Genomic DNA, 22396 nt, shown 5'->3' on the forward strand with positions numbered 1-22396 from the left:
TATCTCCTCGCCCCGTGCAACCTGGGGGAGAAGTGGGACCAGGCCCGGATGCTCAAGGTCGCGCGCTACGACGCCCCAGACGTCGACGACAGCCTGCTCGAGATCTATGGACCGGTCGTCGCCAACGGCTCGTGCACGGATGCCGACATCATCAGATGGCAGGAGCTTCGTCGATCCACCGGCGAAAGCGACCTCATCTGCCGCATCACCTACTACGACGATGACATCTCGGGTCTCACGTATCCGATCGGCTGCGCGGTCCCCGTCCTGGTGGTGACCGATGCGTCTCGATGAGTCTGTCGCGCGCCGACTCCGCAGCGACACGTACGACCGATGGATACACAACGTCGGCTCGACCGGCTACTGCCACAACCCGGTGCGGCTCGTCGGATCGTCGGCGACGCTTCACGAGGCAACCGGCGAGGTGTTTTCGGAGTACTCCTCGGCGAACGAACCGGACGGCATCACCTTCACCCGGTGCGGCAACCGCCGCGCGACGCGGTGCGAGTCGTGCAGCCACGAGTACAAGGGCGACACCTGGCACATGATCATGGCTGGCGCCGCGGGCGGCATGAAGGAAGTGCCCGAGGGCGTCGCCGAGCATCCGATGGTCTTCCTCACCCTCACGGCCCCGTCCTTCGGCGCCGTGCACACGACTGCGGCCGATCATCGTGCCGGCCTCTGCGAGCACGGTAATCCGAGAGGATGCAGGTGCCATCACGAGGCGGATGATCCCCGCCGCGGCGACGCTGTGTGTGCCGAGTGCTACGACTACGTTGGGCAGGTCACCTGGCAATATCACGCTCCCGAACTCTGGCGACGATTCACGATCGGTCTCCGGCGGGAGCTGGCCCGCTCACTCGGACTTACCCAGCGAGCCGCCGCCCGTGTCGTGCGCCTGCAGTTCGCCAAGGTCGCCGAGTTCCAGCGCCGCGGGGTCGTGCACTTCCATGCGATCGTCCGGATCGACGGCGTCCACCCTGAAGAGGCATACCCTGCGCCGCCCAGGCACGTCACGGCTGAACATCTCCTGCAGGCAATCAGTGCTGCCGTCCGCAAGACGCAGCTGGTCGCTGCTCCGCTCATGGGGGAGGAGCGAGGGCGGTCGCTTGCGTGGGGCAAGCAGTTCGATGCGCGAGCAATCGTGCGTCGAAACGATGACTACGGAAATCTAGGGGAGTCTAGTGAATCACTAGACTCCGGACCGCTCTCGGACAGGGCGGTCGCGGCTTACATCGCGAAGTACGCGACCAAAGCGACGGAAGACCTCGAGCCCACGGGCGCCGGCCGCGAACACATCAAGCGGATCAAGTCGACGGTGCGCGAGCTCGCCGCTGTCGTCGACCCTGAGGGGCCCTACGGCCAGCTGAACCGCTGGGACGGGATGCTCGGCTTCCGCGGTCACTTTTCCACCAAGTCGCGCCGCTACTCGGTCACTCTCGGCTCGCTCCGAGGCGCACGTCGGACGTGGCGTCTGAGGCATCTGCTCGCGAAAACGAAGCCGACTGACGACATTGATCCCTCCGAAGTGCTGGTCATCGGCTCTTGGGCATACGCGGGCATGGGCTGGCTCACGGACGGCGACAAAGCGCTCGCGAGAGAGGCCGCGGACGCTGCGCGCCAATGGCGACAGGACCGCGCACGAGATCGCAACACCTCAACTAACGAAAGGAGCACGTCATGACCACGAACGCTCTCGTCGAAGACCCGGAGACCGATGTCCTCGATCGCGCCGAGCCGAATGTCTACCTGACTCGACGCGAGGCGGCTGCGCTTTGTCGAGTTCCGCTGTCGACCTTTGACTCGCTGAGGCGGCAGAATCGATTCCCGTTCCCGGACGCGCACATGGGCAAGCACATGCTCTGGCGTGCGTCGACGGTGGCCGCGTTCCTCGAGGCAGGCGGTACCCGCCGTGTCGACTGAGCGGGGTGAGCGGATCGATCCGAAGACTCGGCGCCCGCTCCCTGAGGGCATCCGTTTTCGCAAGGATCGCGGGAAATACCAGGTCCGGGTCTGGGCGATCGGCCTGAATGGTGAGCAGCGCGAACGATCGTTTTACACCGAGACACTTGCGGAGGCGAAGAAGCTGCGCGCAGAGACGCTCACTCGCCGCCACCCCGACGGCGACATGACCCTCGCCCAGTGGCATTCGCGGCACTGGTCGGTCATCGCGGGCAGTGTGCGCGCCTCGACCGCGCGGGCCTACGAACGCGGCTGGCGCTTGCGCGTGATGCCGTGGCTCGGGCATGTGAAGCTCGAGAAGCTCACGGCGGGCGTCATCGAAGAGGCGATTGAAGGCTGGGAGGGCAGCGCTTCGACGCGGATTGACGCGCTCTCGGTGTTGAGTCGCCTACTGGATGGTGCAGTTCGTGCGCACATCGTGCCGCTGAATCAGGCGCGTCTTGCTCGTCGCCCCAAGTCCGAGTCGTCGACGAGCTTGCGATCGCGCGCGCTGACGGCAGCCGAGGTGCCAACGCTGCTCGCCGCGATCGATGACGCGCACTATCGGCGCTATATCGCCGCTCTCGTCTACACCGGTATGCGTGCCAATGAGGCAACGGCCTTGCGCATGGAAGACGTCGATCTTGCGCATCGTACGATCCATGTGCGCCGGGCATTCAGCATCGGCTCGGACGGTCGCGGAGTCGAGCTGACGCCGAAGAGCCACAAGGAGCGGGACGTGCCGATCCCGACGCCGCTGGTCGCTCCGCTGCGCGCCGCAATGGAAGGCAAGCGTCGCGGCGATCTCGTCTTCACGGGTCCTCGTGGGGGACGGATCAATGCCTCTAACGTGCGTCGCGCGATCGACTGGAAGACGCTCAGAGCGAAGCTGCACCGCGACGACCTGCGGCTTCACGACCTCCGCCACACGCTCGCCACGATGCTCTTCGATGCTGGTGCCTCAGCGAACGACGTCCAGGCGGTGCTCGGACACTCGAGCATGCAGATGACCGAGCGATACAGCCGCGCCCGATCGGACGTCGCCCGCCGTGCAGCGGCCGCCATCGATTCGCTCTTTGCGAAGGGGGAGTGATGGACGTCCACCAGCGGATCGAAGAGCTGCTCACCACCCCTGCGCGCTACGTCGTCCTCGCCAACGCACTGGGGGGAGTCGCGCAATTCGCTTCACCGCAACGCCGACGACTTCGCGGACGAGTTCGAGCTGACGCACCTCGAGCGCTCGGTCGCATACGTCGATGCGCTCGACGACATCTTTGAGCGCTGGCCGTGATTCTCGAATCTTGTTTGTCCGCGAAGGAGTGAAACCGAGGCCTATACGTATGAGGCGCAATCGCGCCCAACACAGAGAGGAACACAGCATGTCTACAGAATCCGCTCAGCCGTTGTCCCGGCTCGAACTCGTGTATACGCCGCTCGGCGACTACTTGCGCGGCGTAGATCCGGTGGAGGACGCAGTCCTGTCGTTTGCTGAGATCGAGGCCCTGATCGGTCGGCCACTGCCTGATCAGGCGCGGGTGAAGCCCTACTGGTGGGAGTCCATTCCCCGCCAGCCGCAGAGCAGAGCATGGCTCCGCGTCGATCGTCGGGCGGAAGCCGACCTCTCCGCGGAGACGGTCACCTTCGTCTGGGAGGTCTTCGTCAGAAACAACCCGATCGAGCGCATTCAGCGAATCCGATCCGACTGGCTGGGGTATGCCCGAACGTCGCTGGCGCACCCGCCGCGCTCGACCGACGATCCACATGTCGAGCTCGGGTGGTGGGAGCCGCATCAGGTCTACGTGCTCCATCTGCCTCAGTTCGCGCAGTTCAAAGTGGGCCTGACTCGAGTCGGCAGCAAGCGAATAGCCGCGGTGGGCGGCTCGGCCGCTGTCGTGGTCGACCGCATGACCCTCGCAAACAGATGGGCCGCACTCGTCATCGAGCATCACGTGCTCGATCTCGCTTGGGACGCGTGGCAGCGTCCTGACAGGTTCGCGTTTGGTGATCGGGGCGAGACAGAAAGGTGGAGCGATTGGCTCGTTCCTCCTCCTCTGTCAGCCATCCTTGGTTCACTGGCCGAGGACGTTCGGCTTCCCGGCTGGCACCTGAGCATCTTTCGGAGCGAGACATGAATGAGCATGCTGATGGGGCGAGCGGTGGGGCTGGCAAGGAATCTCGAGGTGGCTATGACCCTCGGTTCGCAACCGCGATAGATGCGGTGCGAGCTGCCGCGCGCGGCGACGTCTCGCGGGAAGAGCTGGTTCGCATACTGCTGTCCTGGAATTACGAGCCGCAGTACCGGACAACGGGTCTCGCCGACGACTGGGAGTTCCGCGACAACAGCTTCGAGGCTGTCGAGTATGCGTTCATCAACGACATCATCGATGAGGGCGACTACGACCGCATCGTCCGAACCCTCGATGGAGAGGGCTCCGAGACGAAGGGTGCCGGCGGACCGAGGTCGCCGTTGGCGTGAAGGGTGCGCTCGTCCTCACAGATCTTCGAGATCGACGCCGAAGCGGTCAGCGACGTCCTGAAGTGGCTCCGTGTCCATCCGAACACGGTCTCGTGAAATGCGCTGGGTCTCCCGGCCGTCGATGGTCTCGTTGATCTCCTCGAGCAGGCGGTCAATGCCGACGTTCCGGCCCGCCGCCAGCGTCGCGATCTCTGCGGCGGCCTCAGCAAGGGTGTACAGCCGCTGCCACGGGTGTTCGCCATGGCGGGCGACCGCGACCGTGTCGCGAGTGTAGGAGCGTGCGTCGCCGGCGACGAGCCACCGCTCCTGGCCTTCAGCGTTGAGGAAGAAGTCGACGATGCACTCTCCGCAGGGCATCTTGTACACGCCGGGTTCGGTCGGCGCGCTCTCAGTGGCATCGGCGATCAACTTCCGGATGATGCCATCCCAGTCCTCGTTCTGACCCTTGTCGCCCATCAGCTACCTCCTCACGCAGAACAGAGAAGCCTCTCATCAGAAATCCCGGATGTCTATCGCGGGCATGACAGGATCCACGCAGGCATCCAGTTCATGTCGTGACTCGTGGCGGCGTCATAGACATGCTGGCGTCGGCCGCGACAGGATCGAACTATGCCTGGATACAGCAGCAAGCACAGCTACGGAGCCTTCTTTAACGCCGGTGAACTAATGGACGGAAAGGTCGCCTGCCCGGCATGCGGCGAGTCGACCTTGCATCCCACAGGCCACGTCGCGAGCCTGGAGCCGACGAAGGAGTACTCCCCGAACGTCAGCCTCACCGCTTGGTGCGAATGTGGCCAAGCAGTGGTGATGGAGTTCGGAAACTACAAGGGGCATTTCGCCATCGACATCCGCGCCCTTGTGCGCACATAGATCGCGGCCCGACGGCGAGGTCATCGCCGTGAACCGTGTGACCCCTCAGTTCGACGACGGCGCTTGTGTCGTGGATGGATAACTCGGAGTTTTGAGGTACTCACGAGGCCACGGTCGTTGGCGTTTTGGCCAGCCTGCAAATGGAGACTGTCAGGCCGAGCATGTTCGAACCGCACGCGACGGCGACCGGCCCACGACCGGCCCAACCCACTTGGCAGTTCCCACCAGCGGCATCCGGTCGGAGCGCTTCGTCTAGATCCGCCCGCTCAACCTCCAGAGCTTTGCTCGGTGGCGAATCACGCAGAAAGCGGCGCTCACCAGGGAAAAGCAAAACCCCCGTGAGTAGAAGCCTCACGAGGGTTTCTGGGATGACGTAATGATCATCCGTGTGGCTCCGACGGGCGTCGATCCCGTGACCTCACGATTTTCAGTCGTGCGCTCTACCAACTGAGCTACAGAGCCGCATGGCATCAGAAGTGCCATGTCCTAGACGAAAGGCCCGTGAATTCAACAGAAGCTGAAGACAAGGGCCTGTCGCTCGGAGCGACCCTGACGGGACTTGAACCCGCGACCTCCGCCGTGACAGGGCGGCACGCTAACCAACTGCGCTACAGGGCCATGCTTATTAAATTGTGGGAGTGACCCCAACGGGATTCGAACCCGTGCTACCGCCGTGAAAGGGCGGCGTCCTAGGCCGCTAAACGATGGGGCCGAGCGACCCCGGGGGGATCACGCTTACCGAGGGTCAAGCATATGCGATCCCTCGCGAATGTGCGAATCGAGGGCGCGCCCACCGTTCCGATGGGGGAATCGGGGGCATGATGGCGGTGCCCGTCTCGGTCTCGACCTGTGACGAATGTGAACAGTGTTGCTACTGTGATGGGCGGATCAGCACGCCATCTGGCCGAGGGAAGGGTGTGTGCAGTGACCGACCTGCCCGAAGCGACCGGAGCCGACTGCGGCTGCGCGCCCACCGCCGAAGAGACGCGCTCGTTCTCGTCGCGCATCAGCCGGCGGAACGCCCTGGGCCTCGGCGTCCTCGGTGTGGCCGCGGCATCCACCGGTCTCGGCTTCGCCCTCCCGGCCTTCGCCGCCACGTCCTACCCCAGCTGGGATGACGTCCAGAAGGCGCGTCAGAACGAGGCGTCCAAGGGCACCGAGATCACCCGCATCCAGAACCTCATCTCGTCTCTCGAGAACGACGTCACCGTCAAGCAGGCCGAGGCCGAGCGCTTGGGCGCCGAATATCAGGACGCCCTGATCGCGTACGAAGACGCTGCAGCGCTTGCGGATCAGCGTCAGGCGCAGGCCGACGCCGAGGAGAAGCGCGCCAAGGCCGCCGCCGGCAAGCTCGGTGTGCTCGCCGCCGAGCAGTACCGCTCCGGCAAGGGTGATGCCACCCTCGAGCTCTTCTTCTCGGATTCCTCCGCGAGCGCCGACGACCTCCTCGGCCGCCTCGGCACGATGGATCGCCTCGTCGATGCCAACCGCGATGTCTATGCCGAAGCCGTCGGCGCGCGCGACAGCGCGAAGAGCCTCGCTGCGCAGGCGCAGGTCGCCCGCGACGAGCGTGACAAGCGCAAGGTCGAGGCCGAGCAGAAGATGCAGGCCGCTCAGGATGCCGCGCAGGCCGCACAGGCTGCTCTGGCCGCGCAGAACGAGCACCGCGAAGTGCTCGAGGCGCAGCTGCAGGCCCTGCAGGACACCACCGCGAAGACCGTCACCGCCTACAAGGCCGGCGTCGAGGCCGAGCGCAAGCGCCGTGAAGAGGCCGCCCGCAAGGCCCGCGAGGAGGCCGCTCGCCGGGCCCGCGAGGAGGAAGCGCGTCGCCTCGCAGAAGAGAAGCGTCGCCGCGAAGAAGAGGCCAAGAACAACAACAACGGCGGCGGATCCAGCGGCGGCGGATCGTCGTCGGGCGGTTCCTCCGGTGGCGGAAGCAGCAGCGGCGGCAGCGGTGGAGTCGTGCAGCCATCCGGCTGGGTGCGCCCCGCCCACGGCTACATCAGCTCCTGGTTCGGCGTCCGCGGCAGCATCTGCACGCCCAGCGGCTGCACGGCCAGCGGCCACCGCGGCATCGACTTCGCCAGCTCGTGCGGATCGCCCATCTACGCGGCTGCCTCCGGCACCGTCGTCTTCGCCGGCTACAGCGGCGGCTGGGGGAACTTCATCAAGGTGCGCCACAGCGACGGCACCATCACCGGCTACGCGCACATCATCGACGGCGGCTACGCAGTCGGATACGGCGACTACGTCCGTGCCGGCCAGACGATCGCCTACATCGGCAGCACCGGCGCCTCCACGGGCTGCCACCTGCACTTCGAGGTCTACCGCGGCGGCATCCGCGTCGACCCGGCACCCTTCCTGCGCGCCCGCGGCATCAGCGTCTGACGCTCAGCGTCCCGAAACGACGAAGGTCGGGTGCCGCGCGGCATCCGACCTTCGTCGTTGTGAGCCTCAGAGGCTGTTGGGCGCTTCACCTTCACCCTGCGTGCGGGTCTCGCCCTCGTGCTCGTCGAAGCGCGTGAAGGCCTCGGACACGAGACGCTCGGCCTCAGCGGCACCGGCCCACTCGTCGACCTTGACCCACTTGCCGGGCTCGAGGTCCTTATAGCGCTCGAAGAAGTGGCCGATCTCGCCCTTGGTCCACTCGTCGATGTCGTCGACGTCCTGGATGTGCGCCCAGCGCGGGTCCTTCGCGAGGACCGCGACGACCTTGTCGTCGCCGCCGGCCTCGTCGCTCATCTTGAGGACGGCGACGGGACGGACCTTGGCGAGCACGCCGGGGTAGATCTCGCGGTCGAGGAGGACGAGCACGTCGAGCGGGTCGCCGTCCTCGCCGAGCGTGTTCTCGAAGAAGCCGTAGTTCGCGGGGTACCCCATGGGGGTGAACAGAACGCGGTCGAGGAAGACGCGGCCCGTGCCGTGGTCGACCTCGTACTTCACGCGGCTGCCGCGCGGGATCTCGATGACGGCGTCGTACGCGCCCATACCTGTGCTCCTTTGAAAGTCCGGTGGGATGCGGGCACAAGCCTACTTGCGCGGGTGCGTGTGCCCAACGCAGGGTGAAACGCTCGTGGACGGCGGTCCCGGCCCGTCAGGGGGCGGTTTCTCCTGCGCTCGGCACGCCCGGTGGCGGAGGAGCGCTCGGTACGGTGGAGCGGTGCCGTCCCTGCATCCCGCCGTCGCCGAGGTCCGCCGTGCCGTCCGCTCCGCACTGACCGGCCTCCCGGAGGGGTCTGTCGTCATCGTCGGGCTCTCGGGCGGCGCCGATTCGCTCGCGCTCGCCGCGGCGGTCGGCTTCGAGGCGCCGAAGCTCGGGCTGCGCGCGGCATCCGTCACCGTCGACCACGGTCTGCAGCCGGACTCCGCCGAGGTCGCCTCGGCCGCTGCGCGTGCCGCCGCGACGCTCGGCCTCGATCCGCTCATCGTGCGGGTGGAGGTCGGCACCGAGGGCGGACCCGAAGCGGCGGCGCGCGATGCGCGATACGGCGTGCTGCGGGATGCCGCGCGCGACGTGCGTGCCGCGGCTGTGCTCCTCGGGCACACGCTGGACGACCAGGCCGAGACGGTGCTCCTGGGCTTGGCACGCGGATCCGGTGCGGGCAGCCTGCAGGGAATGGCAGCGGCATCCGATCTCGACGGCATCCCTCTGCTGCGACCCCTGCTCGAGGTGCGCCGCGCGACCACCCGGGACGCCTGCGCGGCGCGGGGACTCGAGCCGTGGGACGACCCGCACAACCGCGACCCGAAGTACGCGCGGGTGCGCGTCCGCGAGACGGTGCTGCCGATGCTCGAGGCCGAACTCGGACCCGGCATCGCCGAGGCACTGGTGCGCACGGCGGCGCAGCTGCGCGAGGACGCCGAGGCCTTCGACGAGATGATCGACGAGACGATCGAGGACATCGTCGAACCCGCCGAGGCCGGCATCGCGGTCTCGGTCGCCGCGCTCGCCGCCAACCCTCCCGCGCTCCGTCACCGCATCATCCGGCACGTGGTCGCCAGCGAGTTCCACGTCTCGCTCACCCGCACGCAGACGCTCGAGGTGGCGCGACTGGTCACCGAGTGGGCGGGGCAGGGGCCGATCGACCTGCCCGGATGCCGCGCCCGCCGCGCGGGCGCCCTGATCGAGTTCACGGGGGCCGGATCCGGTCTTTAGACTTCTGCAATGCGCGCAGCCGAGATCGCCGACCAGCTCACCGATGTCCTCGTCACCGAGGAGGAGATCCAGGCGAAGCTCGAAGAGCTCGCCCGTCGGGTGGAGGCGGACTACGAGGGCAAGGACCTGCTGCTCGTCGGTGTGCTGAAGGGCGCGGTCATGGTGATGGCCGACTTCGCCCGTTCGCTGAAGCGCCCCATGGAGATGGACTGGATGGCCGTGTCGTCCTACGGGGCCGGCACGAAGTCGAGCGGCGTCGTGCAGATCCGGAAGGACCTCGACACCGACATCTCGGGCAAGCACGTCCTGATCGTCGAGGACATCATCGACTCCGGCCTGACGCTGAGCTGGCTGCTCGAGAACTTCGCCTCGCGCGGCGCGGCCTCGATCGAGGTCCTCGCATTGCTCCGCAAGCCCGAGGCCGCGAAGGTCGAGATCGACTGCCGCTACGTCGGTTTCGACATCCCGGTCGAGTTCGTCGTCGGGTACGGATTGGACTTCGCGGAGAAGTACCGCAATCTCCGCGACGTGGCGGTCCTCGCGCCCCACGTCTACTCCTGAGTTCGCGCGGTACGCCCAAAACGAACGCACAGACCCCGCATAGCGCCGCGGGGGTAGCCTGAACGCACAATGAACGTCAAGAAGCTCTCCCGCAACCCGTTCCTCTACGTGGTGCTCATCGGCGTGCTCTTGATCATCGGCATGACGCTGATCTCGAACCTCACCGGCGCCAAGAGCATCACCACGCTGGAGGGCTTGAAGCTCCTCGACGGGTCGACGGTCTCGCAGGCCACGATCACCGACGGCGACAACCGCGTCGACCTCACGCTGGACAAGGCGTTCGAGGGTTCGACGAACGTGCAGTTCTACTACGTCACCGAACGTGCGGACGCGGTGGTGCAGGCCGTCGACTCGGCCGCCCCCAAGGACGGTTACAACGACGTCGTGCCGCAGACCAGCTGGTTCGGCAGCCTGATCTCGATCCTCCTGCCCATCCTCATCCTCGGTCTGCTCTTCTGGTGGCTGCTCTCGAGCGCCCAGGGCGGCGGCAGCAAGGTCATGCAGTTCGGCAAGTCGCGCGCCAAGCTCGTGACCAAGGAGACCCCGACGGTCACCTTCGCCGACGTGGCCGGCTCCGACGAGGCCATCGAGGAGATGCAGGAGATCAAGGACTTCCTGAAGGACCCGGCGAAGTTCCAGGCCGTCGGCGCCCGCATCCCGAAGGGCGTGCTGCTGTACGGCCCTCCCGGAACCGGTAAGACCCTGCTCGCGCGCGCCGTCGCCGGCGAGGCGGGCGTCCCGTTCTACTCGATCTCGGGTTCCGATTTCGTCGAGATGTTCGTGGGTGTCGGCGCGAGCCGCGTGCGCGACCTCTTCAAGGAGGCCAAGGAGAACGCTCCGGCCATCATCTTCATCGACGAGATCGACGCCGTCGGTCGCCACCGCGGCGCCGGAATGGGCGGCGGTCACGACGAGCGCGAGCAGACGCTCAACCAGATGCTCGTCGAGATGGACGGCTTCGACCCGAAGGTCTCGGTGCTCGTGATCGCGGCGACGAACCGCCCCGACATCCTCGACCCCGCGCTCCTCCGCCCGGGCCGCTTCGACCGCCAGATCGGCGTCGACGCGCCCGACCTGAAGGGTCGCCAGCGCATCCTCGAGGTGCACGGCCGCGGCAAGCCGCTCTCGCCCTCGGTCGACCTCGCCGTCATCGCGCGCAAGACGCCCGGCTTCACCGGCGCCGACCTGGCCAACGTCCTGAACGAGGCCGCGCTCCTGACCGCCCGCTCGAATGCCCAGCTCATCGACATGCGCGCCCTCGACGAAGCGATCGACCGTGTCATCGCCGGTCCGCAGCGTCGCACGCGCGTCATGAAGGACAAGGAGAAGCTGATCACGGCGTACCACGAGGGCGGCCACGCCCTCGCCGCCGCAGCGATGAACCACACCGACCCCGTCACGAAGGTCACGATCCTTCCCCGTGGCAAGGCGCTCGGGTACACGATGGTGCTGCCGCTCGACGACAAGTACTCCATCACCCGCAACGAGCTGCAGGACCAGCTGACGTATGCGATGGGCGGCCGCGTCGCCGAGGAGATCGTCTTCCACGACCCCACCACGGGTGCCTCGAACGACATCGAGAAGGCGACCGGCATCGCCCGCAAGATGGTCACCGAGTACGGCATGACCACCGACGTCGGGCCCGTGAAGCTCGGCTCGTCGTCGGGTGAGGTCTTCATGGGACGCGACATGGGTCACGGCCGCGACTTCAGCGAGCGCATCGCCGAGCGCGTCGACGCCCAGGTGCGCGGACTCATCGAGCAGGCGCACAACGAGGCGTACGAGGTGCTGAACGCGAACCGCGAGGTCCTCGACCGGCTCGCCCTGGCGCTGCTCGAGAAGGAGACGCTCGATCACCTCGAGCTCGCCGAGATCTTCAAGGACATCAAGCGCCTGCCGCCCCGGCCGCAGTGGCTCTCGAGCAGCGAGCGTCCCGTCTCGACGCTTCCGCCCGTCGAGGTGCCCCGTCGCGCCGAGGCTCCGGTCGCGGCGAACACCGAGGCCGAGCAGCCGGCCCCCGAGACCTCGCCGGCGCGCCACGCGACCGGGCAGGCTCGACCCGCGACGGCCTGAGGCGGCGCGCATGGCGGTCGACCGCGAGCGCGTCTCCGAACTGGTGCGGGAACTGCTCGTCGCCATCGGTGAAGACCCGGAACGTCCCGGCCTGAAGCTGACTCCGCAGCGCGTCGCGGACGCGTATGCGGAGTTCTTCTCGGGTGTGGGTGAGGATGCCGCAGCCCCGCTCGCGCACACGATCTCGGTCACGCGCGGTCCGGCGCCCGACACGCTCCCCTCCGGTGCGGTCATGCTCCGCGACATCCGGTTCCGCTCCGTCTGCGAGCACCACCTGCTGCCGTTCGCCGGGCACGCGCACGTCGCCTACCTTCCCGGCGAGCAGGTCGTGGGACTCGGCGCTCTGCCGAAGGTGATCGACATCCTCGCGGCGCGCCCGCAGGTGCAGGAGCGCCTGGGCGAGCAGGTCGCCGACGCGATCGCCGGCTCGATCGACACCCGCGGTGTGCTCGTCGTGCTCGACGCGGTGCACGAGTGCGTGACTATGCGCGGGGGACGGCAGCCCGCGGCATCCACTGTCACCATCGCCGCCCGCGGCGTGTTCACCGACCCCGTGGCGCGCGCCGAGGCGATCGCCCTGCTGACCGGCGGCCGGACATGACCCTCGTCATGGGCATCGTGAACGTCACGCCGGACTCGTTCAGCGATGGCGGACGGTACGCGACGCACGAGGCGGCGATCGCGCACGGCCGCGCCCTCCTCGCCGACGGGGCTGACCTGCTCGACATCGGCGGGGAGTCCACTCGTCCCGGCGCGACGCGGGTCGCGCAGGACGACGAGCAGGCGCGCATCCTGCCGGTCATCGAGACGCTCGCCGCCGACGGGGCGGTCATCAGCGTCGACACGATGAACGCGGGCACTGCCGCTGCCGCGGTCGCAGCCGGTGCCCGGATCGTGAACGACGTCTCGGGCGGCCTCGCCGACCCCGACATGCTCGCCGCCGTCGCCCGCACCGACGCGGACGTCGTCGTGCAGCACTGGCGCGGGCACTCCGACGACATGTACGGCACCGCCGTCTACGACGACATCGTCGCGGAGGTGGTCGGCGAACTCGCTGAGCGCGTCGCCGCCGCTCGGGCGGCCGGCATCCCGGATCACCGCATCATCGTCGACCCGGGCTTCGGCTTCGGCAAGACGCCCGAGCAGAACTGGCAGGTCGTCCGCGGCCTCGACGAGCTCGTCGGCGGTGGTCATCGCGTGCTCCTCGGCACGAGCCGTAAGCGGATGCTGGCGGTCGCCGCGTCCGGTGCAGGTATCGAGCTCAGCGGTGAGTCGGACCTCGACCTCGCCACGGCCGTCACGAGTGTCCTCGCCGCGCAGGCCGGCGCCTGGGCGGTGCGCGTGCACGACGTCGCCGCGACGCGTCTCGCCCTCGCCGTGCGGACCGCGTGGGAGGGTGAAGGATGACGACCGACGAGATCGCGATCACCGGCATCCGTGCCACCGGATTCCACGGCGTCTACGAGCACGAGCGCCGCGACGGGCAGGAGTTCGTCGCCGACCTGGTCCTGTCGCTGTCGTTGGCCCGCGCCGCGGCGACCGACGACGTCACCGACACCGTCCACTACGGGGAGGTCGCTGAGCGCGTCGCCGCGATCCTCGCGGGCGACCCCGTCGACCTCATCGAGACCGTCGCCGAGCGCATCGCGACCGCCGTCCTCACGGGCTGGTCGCTCGTCGACGCGGTCGCCGTCACCGTGCACAAACCCGCCGCGCCGATCCCGGTGCCGTTCGGCGATGTCGCCGTCACGGTGAGGCGGTCCCGCGCATGAGCCGCCGCCTGGCCGAGGGGATGCCGCAGAAGGAGCCGCGCGCGCACGGCCCCGCCCACCGCGCCGTCGTCGCCCTCGGCGCGAATCTGGGTCAGCGCGCCGACACCATCGCCGAGGCGATCGCCGACCTCGGCCGCCTGCCGATGACCGTGCTGGTCGCCGCGGCCGAGCCGATCGAGTCGGTCGCGATCACCCTCGGCGGGCCGGATGCCGACGCCCCCCGCTACCTGAACACGGTCGCGCTCATCGACACGCGTCTCGCCCCGTCGCTGCTCCTCGGCTATCTGCACGCGATCGAGGGCCGGCACGGCCGTGAGCGGCGCGAGCGGTGGGGGAGCCGCACCCTCGACCTCGACCTCATCACCTACGGCGACGTGCGTTCCGACGACCCGGCTCTCGTGCTGCCGCATCCCCGTGCCGCGGAACGCGACTTCGTGCTCGACCCGTGGCTGAGCATCGACCCCGACGCGGTGCTCCCCGGCGTGGGCACGGTCGCCGACCTGCGCGCCGCGTTGCCCGGAGGTGCGGGATGAGGCGTACGAACCCGCTCCTCCTCGTCGCGGTCGCCGTCGTTGCCGGCATCGCGGGGTTCTTCGTCGACCAGGTCCTCACGGGGATGGGGCAGCCGACCTTCACCCCGTCGCCGCTGTTACCGATCCTGCTCGTCGCGCTCGGTGCCGCCGTCGTCCTCGCTGCCATCCCGGTCCGCCGGGCGACAGCCGGAACCGCAGCACCCGTCGACCCCTTCCGAGCGCTCCGCATCGCGATGCTGGCCAAGGCGTCGAGCATCGTCGGAGCGCTCGTCGCCGGATTCGGCGGAGGGCTTCTCGCCTTCGTGCTCACACGACCCGTGTCGCCCTCGTTAGGCTCAACGGGTGCGGTGATCGCCGCGGTGGGGGGCGGGTTGCTCCTCGTCGCCGGTGCACTCGTCGCCGAACACCTGTGCACCATCCGGAAGGACGATGATGACGACCAGCCCGGACCCGACGAACCCGGCTACGGGCTCTCCCACTCCGACTGACGAGACGTTCACGAAGATCCTCGAACCGCGGGGTGCCTCGCGGCTCCCGCTGGGGAATGGCGCCTGGCGCCAGCTGTCGCGCAAGTACGTGATCGGGCAGGTCATCGGCTACGTCGTCGTGCTCCTGCTGATCGCGGCCGCGGTACTGACGCTCTGGCTCATGTTCGAAGCGACGTGGCCGTTCATCCCCGGCGGCATCCTTTTCGCGATCTTCCTCGTGACGCTCGTCGTCACACCGCGGCAGGCGCGGTCGATCGGCTATCAGCTGCGCGAGGACGACCTCGTCTTCCGACGCGGCATCCTGTGGCAGCGGATGGTGTCGGTCCCGTACGGCCGCCTCCAGCTCGTCGACATCACGCACGGCCCGCTCGATCGGATGCTGGGCATCGCCCAGTTGAAGCTCGTCACCGCGGCGGCATCCACCGGTGTGACGATCCCCGGCCTGCCGCAGCGCGACGCCGAACAGCTGCGCGACACGCTCATCGAGGTGGCTGAGACCCGGCGGACCGGTCTGTGAGCGATCTCGACCCCCAGCCCGCGCCGCTCGCGCAGGCGTCCGCTCCGCCGCCCGCCGCGGTCCGCTCCGAGATGAGCGACGGCGAATGGCACCGGATGCATCCCCTGTCGCCGCTCCTGCGCGGCGGGCTGACGCTCATCGTGATCATCGGCATCCTGGTCGCGAACCTCCGCGACCGACTGATCTCGTTCTTCCTGCCCGAGAACTTCCGCTACGGCGAGGAGGACCCGGTCGACTTCGTCTTGCAGAACGGCATCGCGGTGCAGGCCATCGTCGCCGTGGCGGTCGGCCTCGTCATCCTGATCGCCCTCTTCTGGACGGCCTGGCGCTTCCACACCTTCCGCATCACGGGCGACGAGGTCGAGGTGCGCAGCGGCGTGCTGTTCCGCACGCACCGTCGCGCACCGCTCGACCGCGTGCAGGGCGTCAACCTCACGCGCCCCGCCCTCGCCCGCCTCGTCGGACTCGCCAAGCTCGAGGTGGTCGGCGCCGGCCTCGACGCGAACGTCAAGCTCGAGTACCTGTCGACCCGCAACGCCGAGACGGTCCGCGGCGACATCCTGCGCCTCGCGTCGGGACACCGGACGAAGGATGCCGCTGGCCGCCCGGCATCCGCGGGCGGGCCGCTGACCTCTCGCGTGACCGCCGGGATCAGCGAGATCATCGACGGTGTCGACGACGACGGTGCCGAACCCGAGTCCATCGTGCGCGTGCCGATATCGCGTCTCATCCTCGCGGGGTTGTTGTCAGGCTCGACCATCTGGTTCGTGCTGGTCGTGGTGGCGGCGATCGTCGGGCTCGTGCTGCAACCGATCTGGATCATCCCCGCTCTCGGTGCGTCCATCCCCGCGGCGATCGGTTTCGGCGCGTACGCGGTGCGGCAGTTCATCAAGACGGTCCGCTACTCGATCGCGCCGTCGTCGGCGGGAGTGCGCGTCACCTTCGGTCTGCTCACGACGGTCACCGAGACGCTGCCCCCGGGTCGCGTGCACGCCGTCGACATCCGGCAGCCGCTGCTGTGGCGGTGGGGTGGCTGGTACCGGATCCGGGTGAACAAGCTCTCGGGCCGCTCGGCGAGCGACGCATCGGCAGCCCAGATGGGCGACGTGCTGCCCATCGGTACGCAGGCCGACGTCGAGCGGGTCCTGCGACTGCTGCTGCCGTCCCTCTCCGTCGACGCCGCGATGCTCGACGCGGGTCTCCGCGGTCCCCGCGAGGGTGACGGGTACGTCACGTCGCCTGCCCGGGCGCGGGTGATCGACCCGCTCACGTGGCGACGCAACGGCATCCTCGTCCTGCCGCAGGCGGTGCTGATGCGGACCGGCCGGCTGTGGCCGAAGCTCACGATCCTGCCGCTGGCCCGCATGCAGTCCGTGCGTCTCTCGCAGGGCCCGCTCGCGCGTCGCCTCGGGCTGGCCGCCATCACGGGACACACGGTCATGGGACCCGTGAACGGCACCATCGAGTCGATCGACCACGCTCGCGCCTACGAGCTGTGGCGGGCGATCACGGATGCCGCGGTGGCCGCGGCATCCGCCGAGAGCGCTCAGCCGACCGACGGGAACGCGGTCGAGGTGGAGTGGCCGGAAGCGGCTTCGGTCGCGCCGCCGCTCGCGCCCCCTGCGCCGGTGCCGCCCTTGTGGGTGCCGCCCGCCCCGCCGACGTCGCCGACGGAGGAGCGATGAACCGCGAGGGGCGCCTCGGTGTCGGCGTGATCGGCGCCGGGCGGGTCGGGCCCGTCATCGCCGCCGCTCTCGCGGGGGCCGGGCACGCGCTCACCGGGATCACGTCGGGATCGGACGATGACCGGGTCGAGGCGATCCTCCCCGAGGTGCCGAGGGTCAGCGCCGAAGAGGTCGTCCGACGCAGCGAACTCGTGGTCCTCGCCGTGCCGCACGACGAGCTGCCGGGGCTCGTGTCGGGCCTCGCCGAACTCGGTGCCTGGCAGGTGGGCCAGATCCTGATGCACACGGATGCCGCGCACGGCATACAGGTGCTCGCTCCCGCCGCGGCGCGGGGTGCCATACCCGTCGCCATCCATCCCGCCATCGCCTTCACGGGCACGTCGACGGACCTTCGCGCCCTCAAAGACGCGTACGCCGCCGTGACAGCGCCCGCCGCGGTCCTGCCGATCGCGCAAGCGCTCGCGGTCGAGATGGGGTGCGAACCGGTCGTGGTCGCCGACGCCGACCGTGCCGCATACGGCGAGGCGATCTCGACCGCGACGGCCTTCTCGTCGTCGATCGTGCAACAGTCGGCCGGCCTGCTCCGCGGCGCCGGCGTCGAGGATCCCTCGAGGTACCTCTCGGCGCTCGTCCACACGACGATCGACCGCGCGCTGAGTGACGCCGCCCCTGCGCTGGGCGACGGGCCGCTCCTCTCGTGAGCGACGTGGAGCTCGCCCGCATCCCCGCAGGCAGCGTCGAACTGCACGACGCTCGACGCCGGCGGCGGTGGACCGTCGCGCTCGAGCCCTTCGAGATCGGCGTCTACCCCGTCACGCAGGAGCAGCTGTCAGAGGTGATCGGGGTGGCGGCATCCGACCCCCGCCGTCCTGCCGTCGAGGTGAGCTGGCTGCGCGCCGTGCGGTTCTGCAACGCGCTGTCGGAGTGGGAGGGGCTCGATCCGGCCTATGCCGTCGACGGCGAAGAGGTGCGGTGGCACGTCGACAGCGACGGCTTCCGCCTGCCGACGGAGGCCGAGTGGGAGTACGCGTGCCGCGCCGGGTCGGCCGGCCCGCACTACGGTCCACTCCCCGAGGTGGCGTGGACCGCCGGTGACGGCGTGACCTCGCCGCAGCCGGTCGGCGGCAAGCTCCCCAACCTGAACGGGCTGTTCGACACCCTCGGCAACGTGTGGGAATGGTGCTGGGACTTCCTCGACACCGAGCGCTACGACGACTACCGGGTGTTCCGCGGTGGCGGCTTCGCTGACGACGCGTGGAACGTCCGCGCCGGCACCCGTCGCGGCGGCGGACCCCGCATGACGCACGACGATGTCGGGTTCCGCGTGGCGCGGGGCGGCTTCGATGCGGTCGACGCCGCACAGGGCTGGTCGGCCGCGTTCGACGCCGAGCGTGCGGCCGGCGGCGACCCCCGCCCGCCCGGCTGGACCCCGCGCCGCTGAGGCTGGGCCGGCGGGGTGATCGCGGATGCAAGGGATTGTGCGCGACACCCCGGGGTGGGATGCCGTGCCGCGGCGTGTCGGGGCGGATCTCTTGCATCCGCGCACACCTGGCGCACACCCGGCGCACACACCCCGCGCCCGCGCCGCCCGCGCCGAAACCGCCCGCAGCCCGTCGATAGACTGAAGGGTCGAATCCCCGAGGAGCCCCCGAACATGACCGACGCGTCCGCGCCCACGCCCGCCGAGACGACCGAAGAGGACGTCATCGAGCAGAAGGCGGTCCGTCTCGCGAAGCGGGAACGGCTGTTGAGCGAACGAGCGGATGCCGCGGGTGGCGCATACCCCGTGACCGTGCCCGTCACCGACACGATCTCAGCTCTGCGCGAGCGGTTCGCATCGCTCGAGGCGGGCGATGAGACCGGCGAGACCGCGTCGGTCGCCGGCCGGATCGTGTTCAGCCGCAACACCGGCAAGCTCTGCTTCGCAGCCCTGCAGTCCGGCGACGGCAGCCGCATCCAGGCGATGGTCTCCCTCGCCGAGGTGGGCGACGAGTCGCTGCAGGCGTGGAAGGAGCTCGTCGACCTCGGCGACCACGTCTCGGTCACCGGTCAGGTCATCTCCAGTCGCCGCGGCGAGCTGTCGATCATGGTCACCGACTGGACGATCGCCGCGAAGGCGCTGCTGCCGCTCCCGAACCTGCACTCCGAGCTGAGCGAGGAGAGCCGTGTGCGGTCGCGCTTCCTCGACCTGATCGTCCGCGACACCGCCCGCGAGACCGTCGTCGCCCGCGCCAAGGTGAACGCGTCGCTGCGGCGCACGTTCGACGCGCACGGCTTCCTCGAGGTCGAGACGCCGATGCTGCAGGTGCAGCACGGCGGTGCCGCCGCCCGCCCGTTCGTGACGCACTCGAACGCGTTCGACACCGAGCTGTTCCTCCGCATCGCGCCGGAGCTCTTCCTCAAGCGCGCCGTCGTCGGCGGCATCGACCGGGTCTACGAGATCAACCGCAACTTCCGCAACGAGGGCGCCGACTCCACCCACAGCCCCGAGTTCGCGATGCTCGAGGCCTACCAGTCCTACAGCGACTACAACGGCATCGCCGACCTGACGCAGGAGCTCATCCAGAACGCCGCGATCGCCGTCGCCGGCTCCACCACCGTCACGTGGGCCGACGGCACCGAGTACGACCTCGGCGGCCAATGGGACCGCATCTCGATGTACGAGTCGCTGTCGGATGCCGCCGGTCGCCGCATCACGCCCGAGACCTCGTTCGAGGAGCTCCAGACCTTCGCGGCCGAGTCGGGCGTCGAGGTGCCGGAGAAGATCGCCACCCACGGAAAGCTCGTCGAGGAGCTGTGGGAGCACTTCGTGAAGGGCGGCCTCGAGCGCCCGACATTCGTCATGGACTTCCCGCTCGACACCTCGCCCCTCGTGCGCGAGCACCGCACCATTCCCGGTGTCGTCGAGAAGTGGGACCTCTACGTCCGCGGCTTCGAGCTCGCGACCGGCTACTCCGAGCTCGTCGACCCCGTCATCCAGCGCGAGCGTTTCGTCGAGCAGGCGAAGCTCGCCGCGCGCGGCGACGACGAGGCGATGCGTGTCGACGAGGAGTTCCTGCGCGCGCTCGAGCACGGCATGCCGCCCACCGGTGGCATGGGCATGGGCATCGACCGCCTGCTGATGGCGATCACCGGCCTCGGCATCCGCGAGACGATCCTCTTCCCGCTCGTCAAGTGAGCGAGGGCGCGGGCGCACGACGATGCGTCCTCGCCAGCGGAACCGTCTCGGCGATCCGAGCCGACAGCGCGTCGACCTCCGCGGGGCGGAACCGGAGTGCCCGGAAGGTGCGCGGCATCCCTGCGTAGAAGCACACGTCGGCGACGAGCGGATGCCCCGCGAGCCGGCTCGTGCCCACGATGTGCACGGCCGCGGCGGACAGCACCGTCTGCCGTTGCACGACGTGACTGACGAGGAGGACGACCCGGTTGGAACCTGCGTCGACCCGCAGTCGTGAACAGAGGACGACCGTGACGGGCCAGGCGATCGCGAAGACGATCGCACCGGTCGCGAGGACGAGCAGCGGCGGCCACCCCAGCCACGCGGCGACCCAGCCGGCGAGGACGGCGGCAGCGATCAGCCCGGCGAGCAGAACGACACCCGTACCGATGGCTCGGGCACCCCGATCGCCGGTGAGCAGGCGCGTCGACGGGTCCTCGTCGAACGCCTCGTGCAGCAGGCGTTCCACGACCCGGCGGGGGAGCGACGGGAGGAGGAGGTTCGTGCCGAGCTGCGCGGCCGAGTCCGTCGTCAGAAGCGACAGTCGGACGCGTCCGAGCAGCGTCTCGACGAGGTTGCGCTGCAGCACGACGCCGATCGTCGTCGCCCGCGAGACGCTCCGGGTGTGGGTGGAGAACAGGCCGTAGGAGATCACGATCCGGTCGCCCGGCATCCGTCGCACCTCGAACGAGGCGTAGCGCACCACCGTCAGCACGAGGCCGAGCGCGACGATGCCGACGGCGATCGCCACCGCCCAGACGGCCGGGGGGAGCGGGAGCCACCGGGTGAGCGCCGCGTCGGCGCCGAACATGCCCAGCGTCTCGGACACCCCCAACGCCGCGCCACCGCCGATGAGGGCGAACTGGCCGTAGACGACGCTCGCGAGCAGCAGGTGCGTCAGCCGCACCCGGTAGAGCAGGATGCCGGGCGCCGGGCCCGTCTGCTCGGCGGTCACCTCGGCCTCAGCCGTCCCGAGCGCGTGCCCGGCGCGCGCCGTCACCTCGCGATGGAGGTCCTCGTCGACCGCCCACAGGTGGACCTTGGTCCGCTCGTCGCCGGCCTGAGACAGGGTGAGGACGCGCAGGTCCCATCGGGCGAAAGCCCAGGACTGCCTGCTGTCGACCGTTCCGATGTCGGCCCAGGCGAGGGACTGCTGGCGTCGCGTGAACGCACCGGTCGTCACCACCAGGTGCTCCGGGGTGAGCGCCACCCGGGTGAAGGTCCACCGCCAGACCGGTTCGCATACGAGAACGGCGATCAGGGGGCCGAGCGCCAGCCACGCCCAGGCGCCCGGCCACACGGCCGGTCCGAAGAGATAGACGGCGCCGGCGATGAAAGTGCCGACGAGTTTGGGAGAGGACTCCAGGTACGACGCCGGAAGGTAGCGCAGCGGAAGACGCCGGGGGACCTCGTCGGAGGGGACGGTCACCGCGCCGGCTCCGCCTGCGCTTGGAGCACGGTCGTGCGGATGCGCTCCGCCGCGCGCGGTTCGAGCGGGCCGAGGCCCTCGACCTCGGAGATGCACGTGAATCTCACGCTCACGGCGTCGAACGCGCGCAGCAGCGGCCCCTGCACGACCTCGACGTTCAGGATCTGGGCCGTCGCGATGACGGTGGTCCGCCGCCAGAGCCAGCCGCGCGTGATGTAGACGTAGTCGGCGGTCGCGGTGTAGCTCGTGTTCTCGACCTGCTTGCGGTTGAGCCAGGGCAGTTCGATCAGCAGGGAGACGACGGCGAGGATGCCGACGATCACCCAGAGCGCCGTGCGCCACCCTGGATCGGGGAGGAAGGCGATGGCGACGGCGAGCGCCGTGGTGACGAGGACCGTCGTCACGCCCTCGCGGACGTTGAGGTAGGTCAGGGCGCGGGGTGCCAGCACCGAGTCACCGCGGGTGCCGTGCGCCGGCGGGTATCCCGAGGACGGGGTGCTCGCGTGGACGGTCATGATCCCGATACTCCCGCACCGGCGGCGTCGGCGGGCATCCGTCCGGCGTGGATTCTCGGGAGATCGAAACCTCGGTGCGCGTAAACTGATCCCGCTTCATCTCGATCCGATTCGAAGCACCCCTGGCTGGCGTCTTGACCGAGACGCCAGCCAGACCCCTTTC

General features: G+C 69.0%; 25 protein-coding genes and 3 tRNA genes. 21 read left to right on the plus strand and 7 right to left on the minus strand.

What is annotated here, in order from left to right; translation table 11 throughout:
• The first annotated feature begins 48 nt into the window (after positions 1-48).
• From MRBLMI1x_RS03870 to MRBLMI1x_RS03895, 6 genes are all read left to right on the plus strand, one after another.
• A complete protein-coding gene (locus MRBLMI1x_RS03870) occupies positions 49-294 on the plus strand; it encodes a hypothetical protein (RefSeq protein ID WP_363456255.1) in 246 nt (81 codons plus the stop codon).
• On the plus strand, positions 281-1684 hold the full coding sequence (locus MRBLMI1x_RS03875) for a replication initiator (RefSeq protein ID WP_363456258.1): 1404 nt from the start codon (positions 281-283) through the stop codon (positions 1682-1684). The genes MRBLMI1x_RS03870 and MRBLMI1x_RS03875 overlap by 14 nt, the downstream gene beginning before the upstream one ends.
• Positions 1681-1923, plus strand: coding sequence for a helix-turn-helix transcriptional regulator (locus tag MRBLMI1x_RS03880; RefSeq protein WP_363456261.1), 243 nt, complete (start codon positions 1681-1683; stop codon positions 1921-1923). Before MRBLMI1x_RS03875 ends, MRBLMI1x_RS03880 begins: the two co-directional genes overlap by 4 nt.
• A complete protein-coding gene (locus MRBLMI1x_RS03885; RefSeq protein WP_363456264.1) occupies positions 1913-3034 on the plus strand; it encodes a tyrosine-type recombinase/integrase in 1122 nt (373 codons plus the stop codon). The genes MRBLMI1x_RS03880 and MRBLMI1x_RS03885 overlap by 11 nt, the downstream gene beginning before the upstream one ends.
• A gap of 286 nt (positions 3035-3320) precedes the next feature.
• The gene (locus MRBLMI1x_RS03890; RefSeq protein ID WP_363456267.1) at positions 3321-4073 is read left to right on the plus strand and encodes a DUF7662 domain-containing protein; all 753 of its coding nucleotides are present in this window, start codon (positions 3321-3323) and stop codon (positions 4071-4073) included.
• On the plus strand, positions 4070-4417 hold the full coding sequence (locus MRBLMI1x_RS03895) for a hypothetical protein (protein ID WP_363456270.1): 348 nt from the start codon (positions 4070-4072) through the stop codon (positions 4415-4417). Before MRBLMI1x_RS03890 ends, MRBLMI1x_RS03895 begins: the two co-directional genes overlap by 4 nt.
• Before the next feature lie 15 nt (positions 4418-4432).
• Here MRBLMI1x_RS03895 and MRBLMI1x_RS03900 read toward each other — a convergent pair whose 3' ends face one another.
• Positions 4433-4873, minus strand: a complete 441-nt coding sequence (locus MRBLMI1x_RS03900) for a zinc ABC transporter ATPase (RefSeq protein WP_363456273.1) — start codon at positions 4871-4873, stop codon at positions 4433-4435.
• Positions 4874-5026: 153 nt separating this feature from the next.
• Between MRBLMI1x_RS03900 and MRBLMI1x_RS03905 the strand changes: the two genes are divergently transcribed.
• On the plus strand, positions 5027-5287 hold the full coding sequence (locus MRBLMI1x_RS03905; RefSeq protein ID WP_363456276.1) for a hypothetical protein: 261 nt from the start codon (positions 5027-5029) through the stop codon (positions 5285-5287).
• Between the two features lie 389 nt (positions 5288-5676).
• On the opposite strand, the gene MRBLMI1x_RS03910 is transcribed toward MRBLMI1x_RS03905, so the two are convergent.
• From MRBLMI1x_RS03910 to MRBLMI1x_RS03920, 3 genes are all read right to left on the minus strand, one after another.
• A tRNA-Phe gene (locus tag MRBLMI1x_RS03910) sits at positions 5677-5749 on the minus strand.
• Positions 5750-5831: 82 nt separating this feature from the next.
• Positions 5832-5905: transfer RNA gene (locus MRBLMI1x_RS03915), tRNA-Asp, on the minus strand.
• 21 nt (positions 5906-5926) lie between these two features.
• A tRNA-Glu gene (locus MRBLMI1x_RS03920) sits at positions 5927-5999 on the minus strand.
• A gap of 212 nt (positions 6000-6211) precedes the next feature.
• On the opposite strand from MRBLMI1x_RS03920, the gene MRBLMI1x_RS03925 reads away from it, so the two are divergent.
• On the plus strand, positions 6212-7675 hold the full coding sequence (locus tag MRBLMI1x_RS03925; RefSeq protein WP_018185765.1) for a M23 family metallopeptidase: 1464 nt from the start codon (positions 6212-6214) through the stop codon (positions 7673-7675).
• Positions 7676-7741: 66 nt separating this feature from the next.
• Here MRBLMI1x_RS03925 and MRBLMI1x_RS03930 read toward each other — a convergent pair whose 3' ends face one another.
• Positions 7742-8275 (minus strand): inorganic diphosphatase, encoded by a 534-nt coding sequence (locus tag MRBLMI1x_RS03930; protein WP_018185764.1) that lies wholly within the window; start codon positions 8273-8275, stop codon positions 7742-7744.
• 172 nt (positions 8276-8447) lie between these two features.
• Between MRBLMI1x_RS03930 and tilS the strand changes: the two genes are divergently transcribed.
• The 13 genes from tilS to lysS all read left to right on the plus strand — a co-directional run bounded on the left by tilS (position 8448) and on the right by lysS (position 20250).
• Positions 8448-9443 carry a tRNA lysidine(34) synthetase TilS gene (tilS, locus tag MRBLMI1x_RS03935; RefSeq protein ID WP_363456280.1) on the plus strand — a complete coding sequence of 332 codons (996 nt, stop codon included), beginning with the start codon at positions 8448-8450 and terminating at the stop codon, positions 9441-9443.
• A gap of 9 nt (positions 9444-9452) precedes the next feature.
• Positions 9453-10004: a hypoxanthine phosphoribosyltransferase gene (hpt, locus tag MRBLMI1x_RS03940; RefSeq protein WP_018185762.1), complete on the plus strand. Its 552-nt coding sequence runs from the start codon at positions 9453-9455 to the stop codon at positions 10002-10004.
• 69 nt (positions 10005-10073) lie between these two features.
• Complete coding sequence (gene ftsH / locus MRBLMI1x_RS03945; protein ID WP_363456284.1) at positions 10074-12077, plus strand: ATP-dependent zinc metalloprotease FtsH; 2004 nt, start codon at positions 10074-10076, stop codon at positions 12075-12077.
• 10 nt (positions 12078-12087) lie between these two features.
• The gene (folE, locus tag MRBLMI1x_RS03950; protein WP_311858672.1) at positions 12088-12678 is read left to right on the plus strand and encodes a GTP cyclohydrolase I; all 591 of its coding nucleotides are present in this window, start codon (positions 12088-12090) and stop codon (positions 12676-12678) included.
• Positions 12675-13484 (plus strand): dihydropteroate synthase, encoded by an 810-nt coding sequence (gene folP / locus MRBLMI1x_RS03955; RefSeq protein WP_363456288.1) that lies wholly within the window; start codon positions 12675-12677, stop codon positions 13482-13484. The genes folE and folP overlap by 4 nt, the downstream gene beginning before the upstream one ends.
• Complete coding sequence (folB, locus tag MRBLMI1x_RS03960) at positions 13481-13849, plus strand: dihydroneopterin aldolase (RefSeq protein WP_116227958.1); 369 nt, start codon at positions 13481-13483, stop codon at positions 13847-13849. Before folP ends, folB begins: the two co-directional genes overlap by 4 nt.
• The gene (gene folK, locus MRBLMI1x_RS03965) at positions 13846-14382 is read left to right on the plus strand and encodes a 2-amino-4-hydroxy-6-hydroxymethyldihydropteridine diphosphokinase (protein ID WP_376716528.1); all 537 of its coding nucleotides are present in this window, start codon (positions 13846-13848) and stop codon (positions 14380-14382) included. The genes folB and folK overlap by 4 nt, the downstream gene beginning before the upstream one ends.
• Positions 14379-14870: a DUF3180 domain-containing protein gene (locus MRBLMI1x_RS03970; RefSeq protein WP_018185756.1), complete on the plus strand. Its 492-nt coding sequence runs from the start codon at positions 14379-14381 to the stop codon at positions 14868-14870. The genes folK and MRBLMI1x_RS03970 overlap by 4 nt, the downstream gene beginning before the upstream one ends.
• Positions 14815-15387: a PH domain-containing protein gene (locus tag MRBLMI1x_RS03975; protein WP_363456292.1), complete on the plus strand. Its 573-nt coding sequence runs from the start codon at positions 14815-14817 to the stop codon at positions 15385-15387. The genes MRBLMI1x_RS03970 and MRBLMI1x_RS03975 overlap by 56 nt, the downstream gene beginning before the upstream one ends.
• The gene (locus tag MRBLMI1x_RS03980) at positions 15384-17072 is read left to right on the plus strand and encodes a PH domain-containing protein (RefSeq protein WP_363456295.1); all 1689 of its coding nucleotides are present in this window, start codon (positions 15384-15386) and stop codon (positions 17070-17072) included. Before MRBLMI1x_RS03975 ends, MRBLMI1x_RS03980 begins: the two co-directional genes overlap by 4 nt.
• Positions 17069-17773, plus strand: coding sequence for a DUF2520 domain-containing protein (locus MRBLMI1x_RS03985; protein ID WP_363456298.1), 705 nt, complete (start codon positions 17069-17071; stop codon positions 17771-17773). The genes MRBLMI1x_RS03980 and MRBLMI1x_RS03985 overlap by 4 nt, the downstream gene beginning before the upstream one ends.
• Positions 17770-18513: a formylglycine-generating enzyme family protein gene (locus MRBLMI1x_RS03990; RefSeq protein WP_363456301.1), complete on the plus strand. Its 744-nt coding sequence runs from the start codon at positions 17770-17772 to the stop codon at positions 18511-18513. Before MRBLMI1x_RS03985 ends, MRBLMI1x_RS03990 begins: the two co-directional genes overlap by 4 nt.
• 213 nt (positions 18514-18726) lie before the next feature.
• Positions 18727-20250, plus strand: coding sequence for a lysine--tRNA ligase (gene lysS, locus MRBLMI1x_RS03995; protein ID WP_363456304.1), 1524 nt, complete (start codon positions 18727-18729; stop codon positions 20248-20250).
• On the opposite strand, the gene MRBLMI1x_RS04000 is transcribed toward lysS, so the two are convergent.
• Together MRBLMI1x_RS04000 and MRBLMI1x_RS04005 are read right to left on the minus strand one after the other, a co-directional pair.
• Positions 20243-21718: a hypothetical protein gene (locus tag MRBLMI1x_RS04000; protein ID WP_363456307.1), complete on the minus strand. Its 1476-nt coding sequence runs from the start codon at positions 21716-21718 to the stop codon at positions 20243-20245. The two genes, lysS and MRBLMI1x_RS04000, sit on opposite strands and share 8 nt — an antisense overlap.
• Positions 21715-22233 carry a PH domain-containing protein gene (locus tag MRBLMI1x_RS04005; protein WP_363456310.1) on the minus strand — a complete coding sequence of 173 codons (519 nt, stop codon included), beginning with the start codon at positions 22231-22233 and terminating at the stop codon, positions 21715-21717. The genes MRBLMI1x_RS04000 and MRBLMI1x_RS04005 overlap by 4 nt, the downstream gene beginning before the upstream one ends.
• Positions 22234-22396: the final 163 nt, after the last annotated feature.

Origin of the sequence: Microbacterium sp. LMI1x-1-1.1 (assembly GCF_040676205.1) — a bacterium.
In the GTDB taxonomy this organism is placed as follows: Bacteria; Actinomycetota; Actinomycetes; order Actinomycetales; family Microbacteriaceae; genus Microbacterium; species Microbacterium aquilitoris.